Origin of the sequence: Microbacterium xanthum (assembly GCF_034531355.1) — a bacterium.
GTDB classification, from domain to species: Bacteria; Actinomycetota; Actinomycetes; order Actinomycetales; family Microbacteriaceae; genus Microbacterium; species Microbacterium xanthum.
Genome location: NZ_JAWHUE010000001.1, coordinates 267,083 through 282,918 on the forward strand (window position 1 = coordinate 267,083; position 15,836 = coordinate 282,918).

Below are 15,836 nucleotides of genomic sequence, written 5' to 3' on the forward strand. Positions count from 1 at the left end.
GACGAGCGCGACTGCCGACCTCCGGCCGATTCCCGCCAGGCGGCTCGACGCATCATCCGACCGCGCCGGCACGCTCACGCGCTAAGCCGCGCCCCCGACCCGCCTCCAGGCGACGAGACGGAAGACGGCGGCGAGGGTCGCCGCGACCGCGATGACGACGGCCATCGGAACGGCGGTGTCCTCACCCCACGCACCGACCACGGGAGAGGTTGCTCCGCCGATGAGGAATTGCGTCGCGCCGAGCACCGCCGCACCGGACCCGCGGATGGTGGGGGTGCGTGCCAGGGCCAGTGCCGACCCGTTCGACATCGTGAAGCCGGCCCCGGCGGTGAGCACGAGAGCACACGCGATGAAGGATGCCGGCGTCAACCATTCCGCTGCCACGAGGAGTCCGATCGCGGCGCCCGCGAACAGCAGGAGCCCGACGCCGAACGTCAGCATCCGTCCCGGACCCACGCGCGGTGCGATCCGCGCGTTCAGCAGGTTGGCCGACACGATCCCCAGCGCACCGACGGCGAACCCGAGAGCGTAGAGGAACGGGTCCATCCCGAGCACCTCCTGCCCGACGAAGGGGGACGCGGAGATGTAGGCCATCATGGCGGCGAAACCGGTGGCGACGGTCAGGGTGTAGCCGATGAAGCCGCGGGTGCGGGCGGCCGTGGCGAGCAGCCCGCCCACCGCGCGGGCGCCACCGGCGTGGCGCCGCGCGGGCGGAAGGGACTCGGGCACGACCCACAGGGCCAACAGGAACATCGTCGCCGACACCGCCGCGAGCGCGATGAGCACGCCGCGCCACCCCGCGAGGACGGCGACCGCGCCCCCGATCGGCGGAGCGATCAGCGGACCCAGCGCGGTGACGGTCGCGATGAGACTGAGCGCGCGAACCGCCGTCTCCCCCGTACTGAGGTCGACCGCGATCGCCCGGGCGACCACGATCCCGGCTGCGCCGCTGAAGCCCTGCAGCAGGCGCAGCGCGACGAAGACCTCGATCGTCGGTGTGAACACCATGAGGACCCCGGCAGCCGCGAACACGCCCATCGCGGCGACCATGACGGGACGTCGCCCGAACCGATCCGACAGCGGACCGAGCGCGAGCTGCCCGGCCCCGATCCCGAGGAGGAAGGCCGTCAGCGTCAGCTGCACCGCGGACGCCGACGACCCGAGGTCGGCGGCGATGTCGGTGAACGACGCCAGATACATGTCGGTCGCGAAGGGGGCGACCGCGGCGAGGAACCCGAGGGTGGCGAGCAGCCCCGGCGTGAGGCGGCGCGCGGGTGTCACTCGCCGCGCGAGATGGCGACCATCTCGTCACGCGGCACGACCTTGACGCGGGCGCGCTCCGCGTCGGCCCCGAGGGCGATCTCGTGCTCGTCGAGCCGGTGCCAGCCGGCCAGGTCGGTCCAGGCGACGCCGCGCTCGGCGAGCAGGGCGGGAATGGCCTCCTCCGAAGGGTCGGCGGGGTGCCACCACGATCCCTGATCGTTGATGACGTGGCCGACCGTCTCCATCGCATCGGACTTGGTGTGTCCGATCAGGCCCACGGGTCCGCGCTTGATCCAGCCGGTCGCGTAGACACCGGGGACCCGCTCATTGCTCTCGGGGTGCAGGACCTGTCCCTCGTGGTTCGGGATGACCCCGTGTCGGTCGTCGAAGGGGATGCCGGGAAGCGCCGATCCGAAGTAACCCACCGCGCGATACAGCTGCTGGACCGGCAGCTCGCGCACCTCCCCGGTGCCGACCACGCCGCCCTCGCCGTCGGGACGGGTGCGCTCGTAGACGAGCGCGGAGACCCGACCGGCCTCGTCCTTCTTGACCTCGAGCGGCTTGGACCAGAAATGCAGGTGGAGTCGGCGCGACGCGCTGCCGCCGACACCGTTGGCCGCATCGAGGGTGCGCCACTTCTGCAGCACCCGGTCGATGACCATCACCTGCTTGTTGGTGGCGATGGCGTCCTTCGAGGCCTCGTCGTAATCGAAGTCCTCGTCGTAGACGACGACGTCCACGTCGCGCTGTTCGCCGAGTTCTCGCAGTTCGAGGGGGGTGAACTTGACCTGCGCCGGACCGCGACGCCCGAACACGTGGACGTCGGTGATGCGAGATGCGGCGAGACCCGCATGCACGTTGTCGGGGATCTCGGTGGGCAGCAGGTCCTCGGCGTGCTTGGCGAGCATGCGTGCGACGTCGAGGGCGACGTTGCCGTTCCCGATGACCGCGACCGACTCCGCGTCGAGCGGCCAGTCGCGCGGCACATCCGGGTGCCCGTCGAACCAGCTGACGAAATCCGCAGCCCCGTAGGAGCCGTCGGCGTCGATACCGGGGATCGCCAGCGATGCGTCGCGCGCGGCGCCCGTGGAGAAGATCACGGCGTTGTAGTGGCGCTTGAGGTCATCGAGGGTGATGTCCTCGCCGTAGCGGACATTGCCGAAGAGGCGGATGTCGCCGCGGTCGAGGACCCCGCGCAACGCGGTGATGATGCCCTTGATGCGCGGATGGTCGGGAGCCACGCCGTAGCGGACCAACCCGTACGGCGCCGGCAGGTGCTCGAAGAGGTCGATGGACACGTCGAAGGCGCGCTCCGCCTTGAGCAGGAGGTCCGCGGCGTAGATGCCGGCCGGCCCGGCACCGACGATCGCCAATCGCAGTTTGGTCATGGGGGTCCTTTCTGATCGCACCGCGGCGGGCGGCGCAGGCACGACGCCGGTCAGCTGGAGCGGTCGGCGACCGCGCGCGCGAAGCGGATGAGACCCTCGCGGACGGGTCCGTCCGGGAGCGGGTCGAGTGCCGCGACCGCGTCGCTGGACCAGGTGTGCGCGAGATCGAGCGTGGCGCGTGTCGCCTCGTGATCGCGCAGCTCGGCGAGCGGCTCGTCGAGGATCACCGGATCGGCTCCGTCCGCGATCCGGGCGACACCGTCGTCGATGCGCTCGCGCAGATCGATCGATGCGTCGTCGTCGCGCTGGCCGAGGAGCAGGAACGGCATGGTCGGCACGCCGGCGCGCAGATCGGTTCCCGGCACCTTGCCGGTCTCATCCGGGTCGCTGGAGAGGTCGATGACGTCGTCGAGGAGCTGGAAGGCCACCCCCACCTTCTCGCCGAAGTCGACCAAGGACGCTTCGTACTCCGCCGGCGCGCTGCTCATGACCGCTCCGGCCTGGGCGGAGGCGGCGATGAGCGAACCGGTCTTGTCCGCGAGCACCTGCAGGTAGAACGCGACGCGGTCCTCGTTCTCGTGCGGTCCGACGGTCTCGTGCATCTGCCCCAGGACGAGACGCTCGAACGTGTCGGCCTGCAGCTGGATGGCCCGCTCGCCGAGCTTGGCCATCAGCTGGCTGGCGCGCGAGAACAGCAGGTCTCCGGTGAGGATCGCGACGCTGTTGCCCCACACCGAATGGGCGCTGGGGACCCCGCGACGACGATCTGCCTCGTCCATGACGTCGTCGTGGTACAGCGAGCCGAGGTGGGTCAGTTCGAGCGCGGTGGCAGCGTCGATCACGCGCTCGGTGGTGCCGTCGCCGAGCTGAGCGGTCAACAGGGCGAGCATCGGGCGCACGCGTTTGCCACCGGCATCGAAGAGGTAACGGGTCGTCGCGTTGGTGAGGGTGTCGGCGGTCGTCAGCTCCGCCTCGAGATTGCGGTCGACGCGCTCGAGCCCAGCCTCGACCTTCGCGAGCAGACGGCGGGATCGGGGGCCCGCGAACACGCGATCGGCCAGGCCGAGCTTGCCCGCGATCGGCGAGCCCTGCGCTGAGGGAGTCACCGTCCCAGCCTACCGGCGCGGGCCAGGGCGTCGGACCGCCGTCGACAGCGCGGTCACGGCGCGGGCTTCGTCGCCCGGTGGAGGGCCACGATGCCCCCCGTGAGGTTGCGGTAGGCGACCTCGGCCCATCCCGCCTCACGGATCCATGCCATCAGGGTGCGCTGGTCGGGCCAGTCGCGGATGGACTCGTTGAGGTAGTCGTACGCCTCGCGGTTCGAGCTCACGGCCTTGGCCACGGCGGGCAGGACGCGGTCGTTGTAGAAGGAGTACAGCGAGCGGAACGCGGCCGAGGGCGGGTGCGAGAACTCGCACACCACCAGTCGCCCGCCGGGCTTGGTGACCCGCAGCAACTCACCCAGAGCGACCCTCGGCTCGTTGACGTTGCGAAGCCCGAAGGACATGGTGACCGCATCGAACTCGTCATCGCCGAAGGGGAGGGCCGTGGCGTCGGCCTGAACGAAGGACAGGTTCGCGATTCCCCCGCCGGGCGCAGTCGAGCCGTACCGACGTTCACCCTCGGCGAGCATCCCGGGTGAGAAGTCGGCCGCGACCACGTCAGCACCGCTGCGTGACAACGACACGCTGGAGGCGCCGGTCCCCGCGGCCAGGTCGAGGATGCGCTCGCCGCGCTTCGGCCCGACGGCCCGGGTGGTGGCGGCTCGCCACATCCGGTCGTTGCCGAGGCTGAGGACCGTGTTGGTGCGGTCGTAGCCGGCGGCGACCCCGTCGAACATCCCGGCCACCCGTGCCGGATCCTTGCCCAGGTCGGCGCGGTTGGGTTCGGCGTGCTCGGGTGCGGTGTCGGGGGTCACCCCTCGACTCTACGCGTCGGTGAGGACGGCGAGCCGGGCCAGCCACGCCTCGGCGGTCGCATCGTCGTACGGGGCGACGTGGTCGCGCACCTTCGCTTCGAGGTCGACGGCGAGCGCTTCGAGATGGGCCACGATGTGCGGCGGATAGCCGTACGCGACGCGATGCTCGTCCCATTCGTCACGGTCGTCGATCCACGTGCCGCGCTCGTCGATGGCCCGGACGACGTCGAGGTCCATGTCGATGCCGATGGGGACCCCGGGCTCGGTGTCGGACCAGCGCACGTCCCAGGCGAGGTCGATGTAGATGCGGCTCGATGCCGGCGGCGCCACATTCACCGTGAGGGTGTGATCGCCCACGGGTGGGACCAGGGTGACGCTTGCGGCGCGCGTGACGAAGTCCCGGCCGGGCCGGAAGCTGCGGGTGCCTGCCGGCTGACCGAACCACTCGCCCCATCGGTCGTGCCCGAGGTAGATGCAGTCGTGGACCCAGTGCGGGCCACCGTCCCATTTCCGCCAGCGGAACACGGTGCGGGTGCCCGGCTCGGGGCGCGGAGAGTCGGCGGTCACCCTCGCGAGTCTAGGCCGCGGCGCCCGCCCGAGGACGACCGGGACGTCCGGCGAAACTAGGCTGGAGGGGTGCCCGTGTTCCCCCGTCTGCTGGTCGAGACCCGGGAGATCGATCCCGTCGACGACCTCCTCGCCTACGCCGATCCAGATCGCCCCCTCGCCTGGTTGCGCCGCGGGGACGGCGTGGTCGGCCTGGGCGACCTCGGCGGCTACGAGCGTGCCGGTGCGGATGCGGGGACCGCTCCGACCGCCACGGCCGACGCGTGGCGCGACATCGCCGCCGCGGCGGAGGTCGACGATCCGGTCGGGATTCCCGGTACGGGCCTGGTCGCCTTCGGCGCGTTGACGTTCGACCGGCGTTCGCAGTGGCCGAGCCGCCTCGTCGTGCCCGACACGGTCATCGGCCGCCGCGACGGCCGGTCGTGGCTGACCCGGATCCGCCGAGCGGACGACCACGACGGCACATCCGGCCTTCCCCGCGCCCGCGCGTTCGGGCCGTCCTGGTCGGGCACCCTGGGCCCGGGGTCGCTGGACCCCGAGGGCTACCAGGCGGCCGTGCGGGCCGCTCTCAGCGCGATCGCCGACGGCGAGGTGGGCAAGGTCGTCCTGGCCAGAGACCTCGTCGGCACACTTCCGGCCGGCGCGGACCTGCGCCGCCTTGTCCGCGCATTGTCGGAGGGGTATCCCGACACGTGGACCTTCGCGGTGGACGGTCTGATCGGGGCGAGCCCCGAGACCCTCGTGACGGTGGCCGAGGGTCGAGTGAGCGCCCGTGTCCTGGCCGGCACGGTCGGACGGGGCCCCGACCACGACGACGATGACGCCGCCGCCCAGCGTCTGCTCGCGAGCGCGAAGGACCGTGACGAACACCGGTTCGCCGTGCGCAGCGTCGTCGAAGCGCTGGCTCCGCACACACGGACCCTCGCCGCCGACGAGGAGCCGTTCGCGCTCGAGCTGCCCAACCTGTGGCACCTGGCGACAGACGTCGACGGCGTTCTGGGCGACGATGCATCCTCGTTGGACCTGGTGGCGGCCCTGCACCCCACGGCCGCGGTGGCGGGCACCCCGACCGAGGCGGCGATGGATGTGATCCGTCGCCTGGAACCGTTCGATCGCGGCCGCTACGCCGGGCCGGTGGGGTGGGTCGACGGCGACGGCGACGGCGAGTGGGCGATCGCCCTGCGATGCGCACAGGTCGAAGGCCGCCCCTCGCGCCGGTTCGGGACGTACCGCGGGACCATCGGCGTCACCGCGTTCGCGGGCGCCGGCATCGTCGCGGGAAGCGACCCCGAATCCGAGATGCTGGAGACGCGCGTGAAGTTCCGCCCGATCGTCGACGCGCTGGCCTGACCGGTCCCCCGGGCCGGATCAGGTCGCGGCGAGCCTCGCGCGCTGCTCATCCACGTCGAACGTCGCCTTCGGCCACTGCGGATCGATGTCCTCCAGCGCCACCAGCAGGAGGTGCTGAACGGCGAGCCGCGCGTACCACTTGCGGTCTGCCGGCACCACGTACCACGGGGCGTGGTCGGTCGATGTCCGCTCGAAGACGGTCTGATACGCCGCCTGATAGTCCGACCACAGCATGCGCTCGTCGACGTCGCCGGGGTTGAACTTCCAGTGCTTGTCGGGTCGGTCCAGTCGCTCCATCAGGCGCTGCTTCTGCTCGTCGGCCGAAATGTGGAGCATGACTTTGACGACGCGTGTGCCACCGTCGACGATGCGCCGCTCGAAGTCGTTGATCGCCGCGTAGCGGCGTTCGATCTCGGCGGCGGGGGCGAGCTCGCGCACTCTTCCGATCAGCACGTCCTCGTAGTGGGAACGGTCGAACACACCGATGAGTCCGGGTTCGGGCAGGCGTTTCTCGATGCGCCACAGGAAGTCGTGATCCAGCTCCTCGGCGGTGGGTTTCTTGAACGCCGTCAGCGAGACGCCCTGCGGATCGACGGCTCCGACGACGTGCCGCACGATGCCCCCCTTGCCGGCGGAGTCCATCGCTTGCAGCACGAGCAGCACCGACGCATCCGTGCGGTCCACACGGCTGCGGGCGAACAGCCGCTCCTGCAGGTCGCTGAGCTCATCGACGCCCGAGGCGAGGTCCTCGGCGCCCGCTTTCTTGCCCTTGCGGTAGCCCGGGGTCGATGACGGGTCCACGGCGGCGAGACGGAACCCCTCTTCGACCCGGAGGAGGTCGCTGACGTCGCCGTCCCAGTGCTTCTGGCTCTTCGCGGTCATCCCCACATCATGACCGATGCCGGCCGCGCCGTCACCCGTCAGCGCGGCAGTGGCACCTCGATGAGGTGGCGCGCGGCCCCGGTGGCGGTGAGCGCCTGGTCGAGGGCGGAGCGGGTGGTCACCCGCGTGTACTCCCACCCGTACGCCGCCGCGAGGTGCGCCAGATCGACCCGCTGCGCGGTGTAGAGAACGCGGTCGACGGCGTGCGGATCGGCGGTGCGTGCCACCTCGAGACCGTCGAAGATGGTTCCCCCGCCGTCGTTTCCCACGATCACCTGGATGCGCGGCTCCGGTTCGCCGGGCGCAGCGGCCAGCGCGCCGGCATCGTGGAGCAGGGCGAGGTCGCCCAGCAGCACCCGCGTGACGCCGTGCGCTCCGGCGCCCTGACTGGCCAGGGCGACCCCCGTGGCGGTGGCGACGGTCCCGTCGATCCCGGCGAGACCGCGGTTGGCGTGGACGGGCACCTTCTTGCCGCCCAGAACCGCGTCGGCCACGCGCACCAGGCGAGAGGATCCGAAGAACAGCCGGTCGTGCGGCCACGTCGCACGCCAGACCGCGTCGACAAGAATCTCGCGATCGACGGGAGCGCGCATCGCTCCCAGTTCTGCGGAAACCGCCTCGAGTCGTTCGCGGGGCACTTCGGAGGCCAGCCCGTCCGCGTCGGGCGCGGGAGCGGACAAGTCCACGGCGGCGGCGCGCGAGGCGCGCATCCACGCACCGAGCCACGCGCGCTCCCGCGCGGCGATGTCGGCATCCTCCCCGTCGACGGCGACGGCGACGGCCTCGACCGAACGTGTCGCCCCGTTCAGGCCGAGGGGTTCGCCGGGCCCCCGCAGCGCGATGACCTCGACGTCCGGGTCCGACAGCAGGGCTGTGATCTCACGACTGAGCGTGGGATGCCCGAAGACGACCACCCTCTCGATTCGCCCGCCGAGCTGCGGATCACGCAGCAGCTGCCGATAGCCGTGGACGACGTGGCGGCCGTATCGGGATCCGCTCACGATCTCGGCGATGAGCGGCCAACGTCCCTCGTGCGCGAGCGCTTCGGCGCCGGGCCCTGCGTCCGCCCCGGCGACGACGACGGTGCGCGGGCCGTGGTCGAGCGCCGTGGGGAGGGCGGTGTCGGGCGCGGCGACATCGGGAACGCCGATCCCGCCACCCCCCTGGTAGAGCGCGCCCGAGACGGGCGTACCCGCCTGCTCACCACGTGCGACCGCCCCGGCCGCGGCGACGGCGTCGTCGAGCCATGACGGGATCGGACCGCTCAGCGGTTCGCGGTACGGGAGGTTCAGATGCACCGGACCGGGAGACCACTGCCCGCGGCCCACCGCCGCGTCGAACGCGTCGGCGGCCACGGCGCGGAGCATCGCCGTCTGGTCGGACGTGCCGGTCGGGTCGGTGCACTCCGGCACCGCGAGATCGGCGTCATACCGGGTGGCGGAGGAGAACAGGCCGGGCTGGCGCGTGGTCTGGTTCGCGCCGACGCCCCGCAGTTCCGGCGGCCGGTCGGCGGTGAGCAGAAGCAGCGGGATACCCGCGTGATGGGCCTCGAGGGCTGCGGGCAGAAGCTGTGCGACGGCGGTGCCCGAGGTGCAGACCACGATCGCCGGCATGCCGGTCTCGCGGGCGATGCCGAGCGCGGTGAAGCCCGCGACCCGCTCGTCGATCCGCACGTGGAGCTGCACGTGCCCGAGACGCTCCAGCTCGGTTGCCACGAGGGCGGGCGCCTGCGAGCGCGAACCGGGGCTGACCACCACATGCTGAACGCCACAGCCGACCAAGGCGCCCAGCAACGCTGCGGCGGCATCGGTCGCCGGGGCGCCCTCGACGTGCGGGGCGACCGGTGCGTCGCTCGGGCCGGTCATCTCAACCGACGGCGCCGCGGTGACCGCGCTCGTCGTCGTCGGGATGCGACCCCGAGGTCTGCTCACCGGGCGTCGATGCATCGGAGCCGGTGTCCTCCGATGCAGAGAGCTCTTCAGAGCCGGCATCGGTCGCGGCACGCGCGTCGATCTCGGTGGACGGTGGCCGCGGCGGGTCCCAGTCGGACTCGGCGTCGAGCATCGCCAATTCCTCCTCGAGGCGGCGGATGCGCTCGTCCTGATCGCGGATCGACCCGAACGAGCCGGTGAACTGCGGGTCGTCGTCGGGCGCGAGTGGCGCAACCGGGGTCGGACGCGGTCGGCGGCCGACGAGAAGCCAGAGCACACCGCCCAGCACCGGAATGAGGATCACGATGACCAGCCACAGGGGCTTGCTCACGCCACGGTGCCGCGTCGTGGGTTGAATGGCGCAGTCGACGATCGTGAAGACCCAGAACGCCACGGCGATCAGGGCCACGATCAACAGCACCCTTGTCACGCCTCCATCCTAGGCGGACGGGACGGGACCGGGTTCGCCGTGACCTGACAGAGACATGTGAGCGGCCCACCGGCGATCCGGCGGCGCGGGAGCCGCTCAGGACCCACGCCTACGATGGAGGTGTGAAAGCCCGTTCCGCCCTCGTCTACACGGTGCTGCGACTGCTGGCGTTCCTCGTGCCGTTCGGCATCCTGATGCTCTTCCCGGTCTTCCAGGATCTCTACTGGCTCGCCGCGGTGTTCGCCGCCCTCATCGGACTGAGCCTGTCGATCCTCTTCCTGCGCCGCCCGCTGAACGATGTGACGACCGGTCTGGCCGAACGCCGCCGCGAGCGTGAGCGTCGCGACGATGACGCCGCCGAGGACGCCGCCGCCGACACCGTGTACGGCGACGGGATCCGGAAAGTCGACGACAGCTCGGACTCCGCGGGCGCGGACGCCGACGCCGACCGCGCGGACGACGCCGGCCGATGAGCGCCGGTCAGCCCACGAAGGCCCAGAACAGCAGCGCCCCGTAGGCCACCGAGGTCAAGGAGGTCAATGCGAGGGCGATCACGAGTTCGCGTGCCTCGCGGTAGCTCCACACGATGATGATCGCGGGGATCCCCGCCAGGAGGGCCATCAGCGTGAGCCACGCGATCGGGTAGAACAGGGCCAAGAAGGCCGCGATCGCGAAGGGAACGAGCACGAAGACCGTGAACAGCACCTGGGTCCACCGCCGACCGATGCGCACCGTGAGCGTGCGCTTGCCGGCCACGCGATCCTGATCGATGTCACGGAGATTGTTCGCCAGCAGCACGGCGCACGCCAGCAACCCGGCTGCGACCGCACCGAACCACGCCTCCTGCGGAAGCGAGAACGCCTGCACCCACGTCGTGCCCAGGGTCGCGACCAGACCGAAGAACACGAACACGAACAGCTCGCCCAGGCCCGCGTAGCCGTACGGGCGCTTTCCTCCCGTGTAGAACCACGCCGCGGCGATGGCCACGGCGCCGACCGCCAGCATCCACCACTGCTCGGTGCGGATGACGATCGCCAGGCCCGCGACGGCGGCGAGCGCGAAGAAAGCGAGGGCCACGCCGAGCACCCGTCGCGCCGGCACGCGGCGCGACGCGGTGAGCCTCGCCGGGCCCACCCGATGATCATCGGTGCCGCGGATGCCGTCGCTGTAGTCGTTGGCGAAGTTCACGCCGATCTGCAGGAAGACGGCCACGCTGAGGCACGCCAGCGCGATCACCCAGTGGAACTCGTCGGTGACCACCAGCGCCGCCCCGGTGCCGATGAGGACGGGCGAGACCGCCAGCGGCAGGGTGCGAAGCCGCGCCGCCCCCACCCAGTCGCGCCACGTCACCGGAGCGAGCGCGCGCGGAGAGCCGGACACGGCCTGTCTCGCCGGGTTCCCGCGCGGTCGCTTCGCCGCGGACGTCGAGCTCTTGCGCTTCTTCTTCGAGGTTCCTGCCACGAGGAGTCATCCTAGGCCGCACCGCCGATGTGCCGGCTGACGCGGCGGACCGTCAGTGCAGGCTCGCCACCGCCGCGCGGATCGCCTCGCGGTCGGGCTTGCCCGAGGGGAGCAACGGCACCTCGTCGACCAGGACCAGCCGTGCGGGGCGCGCGTGCGCGCCGATGCGGTCTGCGACCACGCCCCGGGCTTCCTCGAACTGCACGGATTCGCTGCGGCGCAGCGCCTCCCCCCGCGAGGCCACCACGACGGGCACCTCACCCCAGCGTGCGTCATCGACTCCGACCACGACCGCGGAGGCGAGGCCCGGAACCGAGCGCACGGCCTTCTCGACGCGATCGAGCGAGATGTTGATGCCGCCCGAGACGATCACGTTGTCGATGCGGCCGTGGATGCGCAGGAGGCCATCGTCGATCAACCCTGCGTCGCCGGTCCGGTACCAGCGGGTTCCGTCGCGGTCGACGGCGAAGACGGCCGCGGTACGGTCCGGCTCACCGAGGTATCCCTCCGCCAGGGTGGGGCCGGCGATCTGCACCTCTCCGGCGAAGACGCGCACGCTGACGCCGCGAAGCGCTTCACCGTCGTAGACGCACCCGCCACTGGTCTCGGTCGCACCGTAGGTGCGCACGAGGCGGACTCCGGCGGCCTCGGCGCGCTCGAGAGCCGCCGTGGGCAGGGCTTGCCCACCGACGAGGATCCGTTCGAAGGACCGGAGCGCCTTCCCCACGGCGGGGTCGGTCTCGGCCGCATCGAGAAGACGATTCAGTTGCGCGGGCACGAGGGAGGTGTATGTGGGGACCGGCCGCCCCCCTGAGCTCGAGGTCATCGTCAGCGCTGCCGAGGCGAACGCCTCCGGGGTGAACCGGCCGGAGAGGACCGCCGGTTCCCGGTCGGCGACCAAGGCTCGCACGAGAACCTGGAGACCGGCGACGTAGGCGGCCGGCAGGGCGAGCAGCCACGCGCCCGAGCCGATGCGGTCGGCGGTGGCCATCGCACTGGAGATGAGGGCATCCCGCGAGAGCACGACGCTCTTGGGAACGCCCGTGGAGCCGGACGTCGTCATCACCACCGCCGTGCCGGCCGGCACCTCGGACGGCGGCTCGCCGACCAGCCCGAGCCCGAGTGCGGGCCCGGCGCCGTGCAGCGCACCACGGAGGGCCCGCAACACATCGCGCGGGTCGTCGCCGGTGAGTGCGTGCAGTCGCATCGCCGTCAGTAGTGCCAGGGGTAGGGCGACCAGTCGGGAGCGCGCTTGTCGAGGAAGGCGTCGCGACCCTCGACGGCCTCGTCGGTGCCGTATGCCAGCCGTGTCGCCTCACCGGCGAACACCTGCTGGCCGACCATCCCGTCATCGACGGCGTTGAAGGCGAACTTGAGCATGCGGATCGCGGTCGGCGACTTCGTCAGAATGGAGCGGGCCATCGCCACCGCCTCGCGCTCGAGGTCGGCGTGGGGCACGACGCGGTTGACCGCACCCATCTCGTAGGCGCGCTGCGCCGAGTACTCCTCGGCCAGGAAGAACACCTCACGGGCGAACTTCTGCCCGATCTGGCGGGCGAAGTAGGCCGATCCGTAGCCGGCGTCGAAAGAGCCGACATCGGCGTCCGTCTGCTTGAAGCGGCCGTGTTCGGCACTGGCGACGGTCATATCGCACACCACGTGCAGGGAGTGCCCGCCGCCCGCGGCCCACCCCGGCACCACCGCGACGACGACCTTCGGCATGAAACGGATGAGACGCTGCACCTCGAGGATGTGCAGCCGTCCGGCGCGCGCCGGGTCGGGCGCGGTGGCGTCGTCCGATGCGTATGTGTACCCGTCGCGACCGCGGATCCGCTGGTCTCCGCCGGAGCAGAACGCCCAGCCGCCGTCCTTCGGGCTCGGACCGTTGCCGGTGAGCAGGACGACCCCCACCGCCGGGTTCTGACGGACGTCGTCGAGGGCGCGGTACAGCTCGTCGACGGTGTGCGGCCGGAAGGCGTTGCGCACCTCGGGGCGGTCGAAGGCGACCCGCGCGATGCGGCCGTCCCTCGACAGATGCGCGGTGATGTCGGTGTACGCCTCGGAGCCGGGTGCCGGCACCCACTCCGCGGCGTCGAACAGCTCGGAGACCATGACTCCAGCGTAGGACGTGGCCGCCCGTCCGCGGGGCGGCCGCAGCAGCTCGCGTCAGGCGTTCTTGGCGTCTCGCCAATCCAGCCAGCGGCGCACGACGTCGTCGTCCCATTCCGGACCGTCCAGACCCAGGGTGAACAGCCGCGTTCCGGCGGCGTACAGGGCGTCGGCCACGTGCTCGTCACGGTTGGCCAACTCGTTGGAGACCACGAGGTCGGCCGTGTCCCGACCCTCCTTCTCGGCCCAACGGTCGATCACCGACAGCTTGTGGGCGAGCTCGTCGGGGGTGACGAAGCTGTGCCAGATGTCGGCGTGGCGCGCGACGTAGCGCAGCGTCTTCTGCTCGCCCTTGCCGCCGATCATGATCGGGATGCGGCGGGTGGGCTGCGGGTTGAGCTGCTTCCACCGGGCGGCGATGCGCTCCAAGCCCCCCTCCAGGTCGGTCAGACGGGTCCCCGCAGTGCCGAACTCGTAGCCGTACTCGTCGTAGTCGCGCTCGAACCACCCCGATCCGGTCCCGAAGATGAACCGCCCCGTGCCCCCCTTTGCGCTGATGTGATCGAGCGTGCGGGCCATGTCGGCCTGCAGGTCGGCGTTGCGGTAGCTGTTGCAGTTGACCAGCGCGCCGAACTCCACGCGCTCGGTCTGCTCCGCCCATGCGCCGAGCATCGTCCACGACTCGAAGTGCAGTCCGTCGGGATCGCCGAACAACGGGAAGAAGTGGTCCCAGTTGAACAGGACGTCCACCCCCATCTCCTCCAGACGGAGAACGGCGTCGCGGAGATCGGAGTACTGCACGTGCTGCGGCCGCAGCTGCACGCCGAGGCGCACCGGAGTGTCGAGGAGCATGACGTCAGCCTATGGCTGCTGCGCGCCGCGCGGGGCAGGATGAGGTCATGTCGAATGAGATCCTGCCGCCCCTCGAGGACCTCTTGGCGACGACCCGCGTGGTGTCGTTGCCTCTGAACACGCGGTTTCGCGGCGTCGAGACCCGGGAGGCGCTGCTGTTCGAGGGCCCGCACGGATGGGCGGAGTTCTCGCCCTTCGTCGAGTACGACGACACCGAGGCGGCGGCCTGGCTCGACGCGGCGATCGACTTCGCGTGGCGGCCGCAGCCCTCCGCCCGTCGTACGGCCATCCCGGTGAACGCCACGGTGCCGGCCGTTCCGGCCGACCGGGTCGGCGAGGTCCTGGCACGCTTCGACGGATGCCGCACCGCGAAGGTGAAGGTCGCCGAGCGCGGTCAGCTGCTGGCCGACGATGTCGCGCGCGTCCGCGCGGTGCGCGAGGCGATGGGCGCCGAGGGGCGGATCCGCCTGGACGCCAACGGCGCATGGAACCTCGACGAGGCCGAGCACGCCGTGCACGCCCTGGCGGAGTTCGACCTGGAATACCTCGAGCAGCCCTGCGGAAGCATCGACGAGCTGATCGAGTTGCGTCGACGCATCCGCTACCTCGGGATCCCGATCGCCGCCGACGAGAGCGTCCGCAAGGCCGAGGACCCGGTCGCGGTCGTGACCGCCGGGGCCGCAGACCTCGTCGTCGTGAAGGTCCAACCCCTCGGCGGGGTCCGGCGCGCGCTGCGGGTCGTCGCGAAGGCGGGTGTCCCCGCGGTCGTCTCCAGCGCGCTCGATACGTCCGTGGGGCTCGGGATGGGGGTGGCGCTGGCGGCGGCTCTTCCGGAGCTGTCCTACGACTGCGGTCTCGGCACGGCCTCCCTGCTCGCGGTCGATGTGACCGCGGATCCGCTCGTCGCGGGCTCCGGCGAGGTACCCGTGCGACGGGTCACCCCCGACCGGGAGCTGCTGGTCGAGCACGCGGCCGACCACGAGCGGAGCACCTGGTGGCGCGATCGGCTGCGTCGCTGCCACGCCGTGCTGGCGGCCCGGGTCAGTCGACCAGCAGCGCCGCGGTGATCGATCCCAATTCGTCACCGATGTGGCGGGCCAGCTCGCTCTGACCCAGTCCCGCCATCACTCCCCTCACGGCCGCGGAATCCCAGGCCGTGACGAGGATGCGCGCCACATCGCGCGAGGGCAGGTGGAAGCTCATGCCGTTATGCCCTGCCACGTCGTCCAGCAGGCGCGCGACGCTCGCGCAGATGGCGCTCTCCTGTTCGAGGTAGGCCTGGGCGAGGTCGGGGTCACGCAACGCGTGGATGCGGATCTCGTTGGACAGCAAGACCCCGAAGCGGTCGTCGGGCTCGATGTCGAGGACATGGCGCACGACCTCGACGGCATTGCGCGAGGTCACCTCCAACGGCCCCTCGGCCTCGAGTGCGGCGACCTTCTCCCGCACACCGCCCACCCGCGCGTCGGCGACGAGTCTGACGAGCGCGAAGAAGAGCTCTTCCTTCGAGGCGAAGTTCGAATAGAACGCACCTCGGGTGAAGCCGGCGGCATCGCAGATGGTCTCGACCGACGCCGCATCCATCCCGACTTCGGCGAACACTTCCGCGGCCGCATCGAGCAGTCTGCGGCGCGTGGTCTCCCGCCGACGCGAGATCGCCACGGTGTCACTCATGCGGTTTCCTC

General features: G+C 71.2%; 16 protein-coding genes. 3 read left to right on the forward strand and 13 right to left on the reverse strand.

Annotated elements, in window-relative coordinates; translation table 11 throughout:
* Positions 1-81: 81 nt before the first annotated feature.
* From RZO50_RS01345 to RZO50_RS01365, 5 genes are read right to left on the reverse strand one after another with little or no spacing between them, the layout of a single operon-like run.
* Positions 82-1,281 (reverse strand): multidrug effflux MFS transporter, encoded by a 1,200-nt coding sequence (locus RZO50_RS01345; RefSeq protein ID WP_322597911.1) that lies wholly within the window; start codon positions 1,279-1,281, stop codon positions 82-84.
* Positions 1,278-2,651: an FAD-dependent oxidoreductase gene (locus tag RZO50_RS01350; RefSeq protein WP_322597912.1), complete on the reverse strand. Its 1,374-nt coding sequence runs from the start codon at positions 2,649-2,651 to the stop codon at positions 1,278-1,280. The genes RZO50_RS01345 and RZO50_RS01350 overlap by 4 nt, the downstream gene beginning before the upstream one ends.
* 50 nt (positions 2,652-2,701) lie before the next feature.
* Positions 2,702-3,757: a polyprenyl synthetase family protein gene (locus RZO50_RS01355; RefSeq protein WP_322597913.1), complete on the reverse strand. Its 1,056-nt coding sequence runs from the start codon at positions 3,755-3,757 to the stop codon at positions 2,702-2,704.
* Positions 3,758-3,810: 53 nt separating this feature from the next.
* The gene (locus RZO50_RS01360) at positions 3,811-4,569 is read right to left on the reverse strand and encodes a demethylmenaquinone methyltransferase (protein WP_322597914.1); all 759 of its coding nucleotides are present in this window, start codon (positions 4,567-4,569) and stop codon (positions 3,811-3,813) included.
* 9 nt (positions 4,570-4,578) lie between these two features.
* Positions 4,579-5,136 carry a hypothetical protein gene (locus RZO50_RS01365; RefSeq protein ID WP_322597915.1) on the reverse strand — a complete coding sequence of 186 codons (558 nt, stop codon included), beginning with the start codon at positions 5,134-5,136 and terminating at the stop codon, positions 4,579-4,581.
* A 69-nt stretch (positions 5,137-5,205) separates the two neighbouring features.
* On the opposite strand from RZO50_RS01365, the gene RZO50_RS01370 reads away from it, so the two are divergent.
* Positions 5,206-6,486, forward strand: coding sequence for an isochorismate synthase (locus RZO50_RS01370; RefSeq protein ID WP_322597916.1), 1,281 nt, complete (start codon positions 5,206-5,208; stop codon positions 6,484-6,486).
* A gap of 18 nt (positions 6,487-6,504) precedes the next feature.
* Here the strand turns inward: RZO50_RS01370 and RZO50_RS01375 are convergent, their stop codons facing one another.
* Genes RZO50_RS01375 through RZO50_RS01385 form a run of 3 tightly spaced genes read right to left on the reverse strand, consistent with a single transcriptional unit; the run spans position 6,505 to position 9,729 of the window.
* Positions 6,505-7,368, reverse strand: coding sequence for a polyphosphate kinase 2 family protein (locus RZO50_RS01375; RefSeq protein WP_322597917.1), 864 nt, complete (start codon positions 7,366-7,368; stop codon positions 6,505-6,507).
* 38 nt (positions 7,369-7,406) lie between these two features.
* The gene (gene menD / locus RZO50_RS01380) at positions 7,407-9,233 is read right to left on the reverse strand and encodes a 2-succinyl-5-enolpyruvyl-6-hydroxy-3-cyclohexene-1-carboxylic-acid synthase (RefSeq protein WP_322598716.1); all 1,827 of its coding nucleotides are present in this window, start codon (positions 9,231-9,233) and stop codon (positions 7,407-7,409) included.
* A 1-nt stretch (position 9,234) separates the two neighbouring features.
* Positions 9,235-9,729, reverse strand: a complete 495-nt coding sequence (locus RZO50_RS01385) for a PLD nuclease N-terminal domain-containing protein (protein ID WP_322597918.1) — start codon at positions 9,727-9,729, stop codon at positions 9,235-9,237.
* A 122-nt stretch (positions 9,730-9,851) separates the two neighbouring features.
* Between RZO50_RS01385 and RZO50_RS01390 the strand changes: the two genes are divergently transcribed.
* Complete coding sequence (locus RZO50_RS01390; RefSeq protein WP_322597919.1) at positions 9,852-10,202, forward strand: DUF4229 domain-containing protein; 351 nt, start codon at positions 9,852-9,854, stop codon at positions 10,200-10,202.
* 7 nt (positions 10,203-10,209) lie between these two features.
* Here the strand turns inward: RZO50_RS01390 and RZO50_RS01395 are convergent, their stop codons facing one another.
* From RZO50_RS01395 to RZO50_RS01410, 4 genes are read right to left on the reverse strand one after another with little or no spacing between them, the layout of a single operon-like run.
* The gene (locus RZO50_RS01395; protein WP_322597920.1) at positions 10,210-11,190 is read right to left on the reverse strand and encodes a 1,4-dihydroxy-2-naphthoate polyprenyltransferase; all 981 of its coding nucleotides are present in this window, start codon (positions 11,188-11,190) and stop codon (positions 10,210-10,212) included.
* Between the two features lie 52 nt (positions 11,191-11,242).
* On the reverse strand, positions 11,243-12,397 hold the full coding sequence (locus RZO50_RS01400) for an AMP-binding protein (RefSeq protein WP_322597921.1): 1,155 nt from the start codon (positions 12,395-12,397) through the stop codon (positions 11,243-11,245).
* A gap of 5 nt (positions 12,398-12,402) precedes the next feature.
* A complete protein-coding gene (locus tag RZO50_RS01405) occupies positions 12,403-13,302 on the reverse strand; it encodes a 1,4-dihydroxy-2-naphthoyl-CoA synthase (protein WP_322597922.1) in 900 nt (299 codons plus the stop codon).
* Positions 13,303-13,356: 54 nt separating this feature from the next.
* Positions 13,357-14,151 carry an LLM class F420-dependent oxidoreductase gene (locus RZO50_RS01410; RefSeq protein ID WP_322597923.1) on the reverse strand — a complete coding sequence of 265 codons (795 nt, stop codon included), beginning with the start codon at positions 14,149-14,151 and terminating at the stop codon, positions 13,357-13,359.
* Positions 14,152-14,198: 47 nt separating this feature from the next.
* Between RZO50_RS01410 and RZO50_RS01415 the strand changes: the two genes are divergently transcribed.
* Positions 14,199-15,218: an o-succinylbenzoate synthase gene (locus tag RZO50_RS01415; protein ID WP_322597924.1), complete on the forward strand. Its 1,020-nt coding sequence runs from the start codon at positions 14,199-14,201 to the stop codon at positions 15,216-15,218.
* Here the strand turns inward: RZO50_RS01415 and RZO50_RS01420 are convergent.
* On the reverse strand, positions 15,193-15,825 hold the full coding sequence (locus tag RZO50_RS01420; protein ID WP_322597925.1) for a TetR/AcrR family transcriptional regulator: 633 nt from the start codon (positions 15,823-15,825) through the stop codon (positions 15,193-15,195). The two genes, RZO50_RS01415 and RZO50_RS01420, sit on opposite strands and share 26 nt — an antisense overlap.
* Between the last annotated feature and the right edge of the window lie 11 nt (positions 15,826-15,836).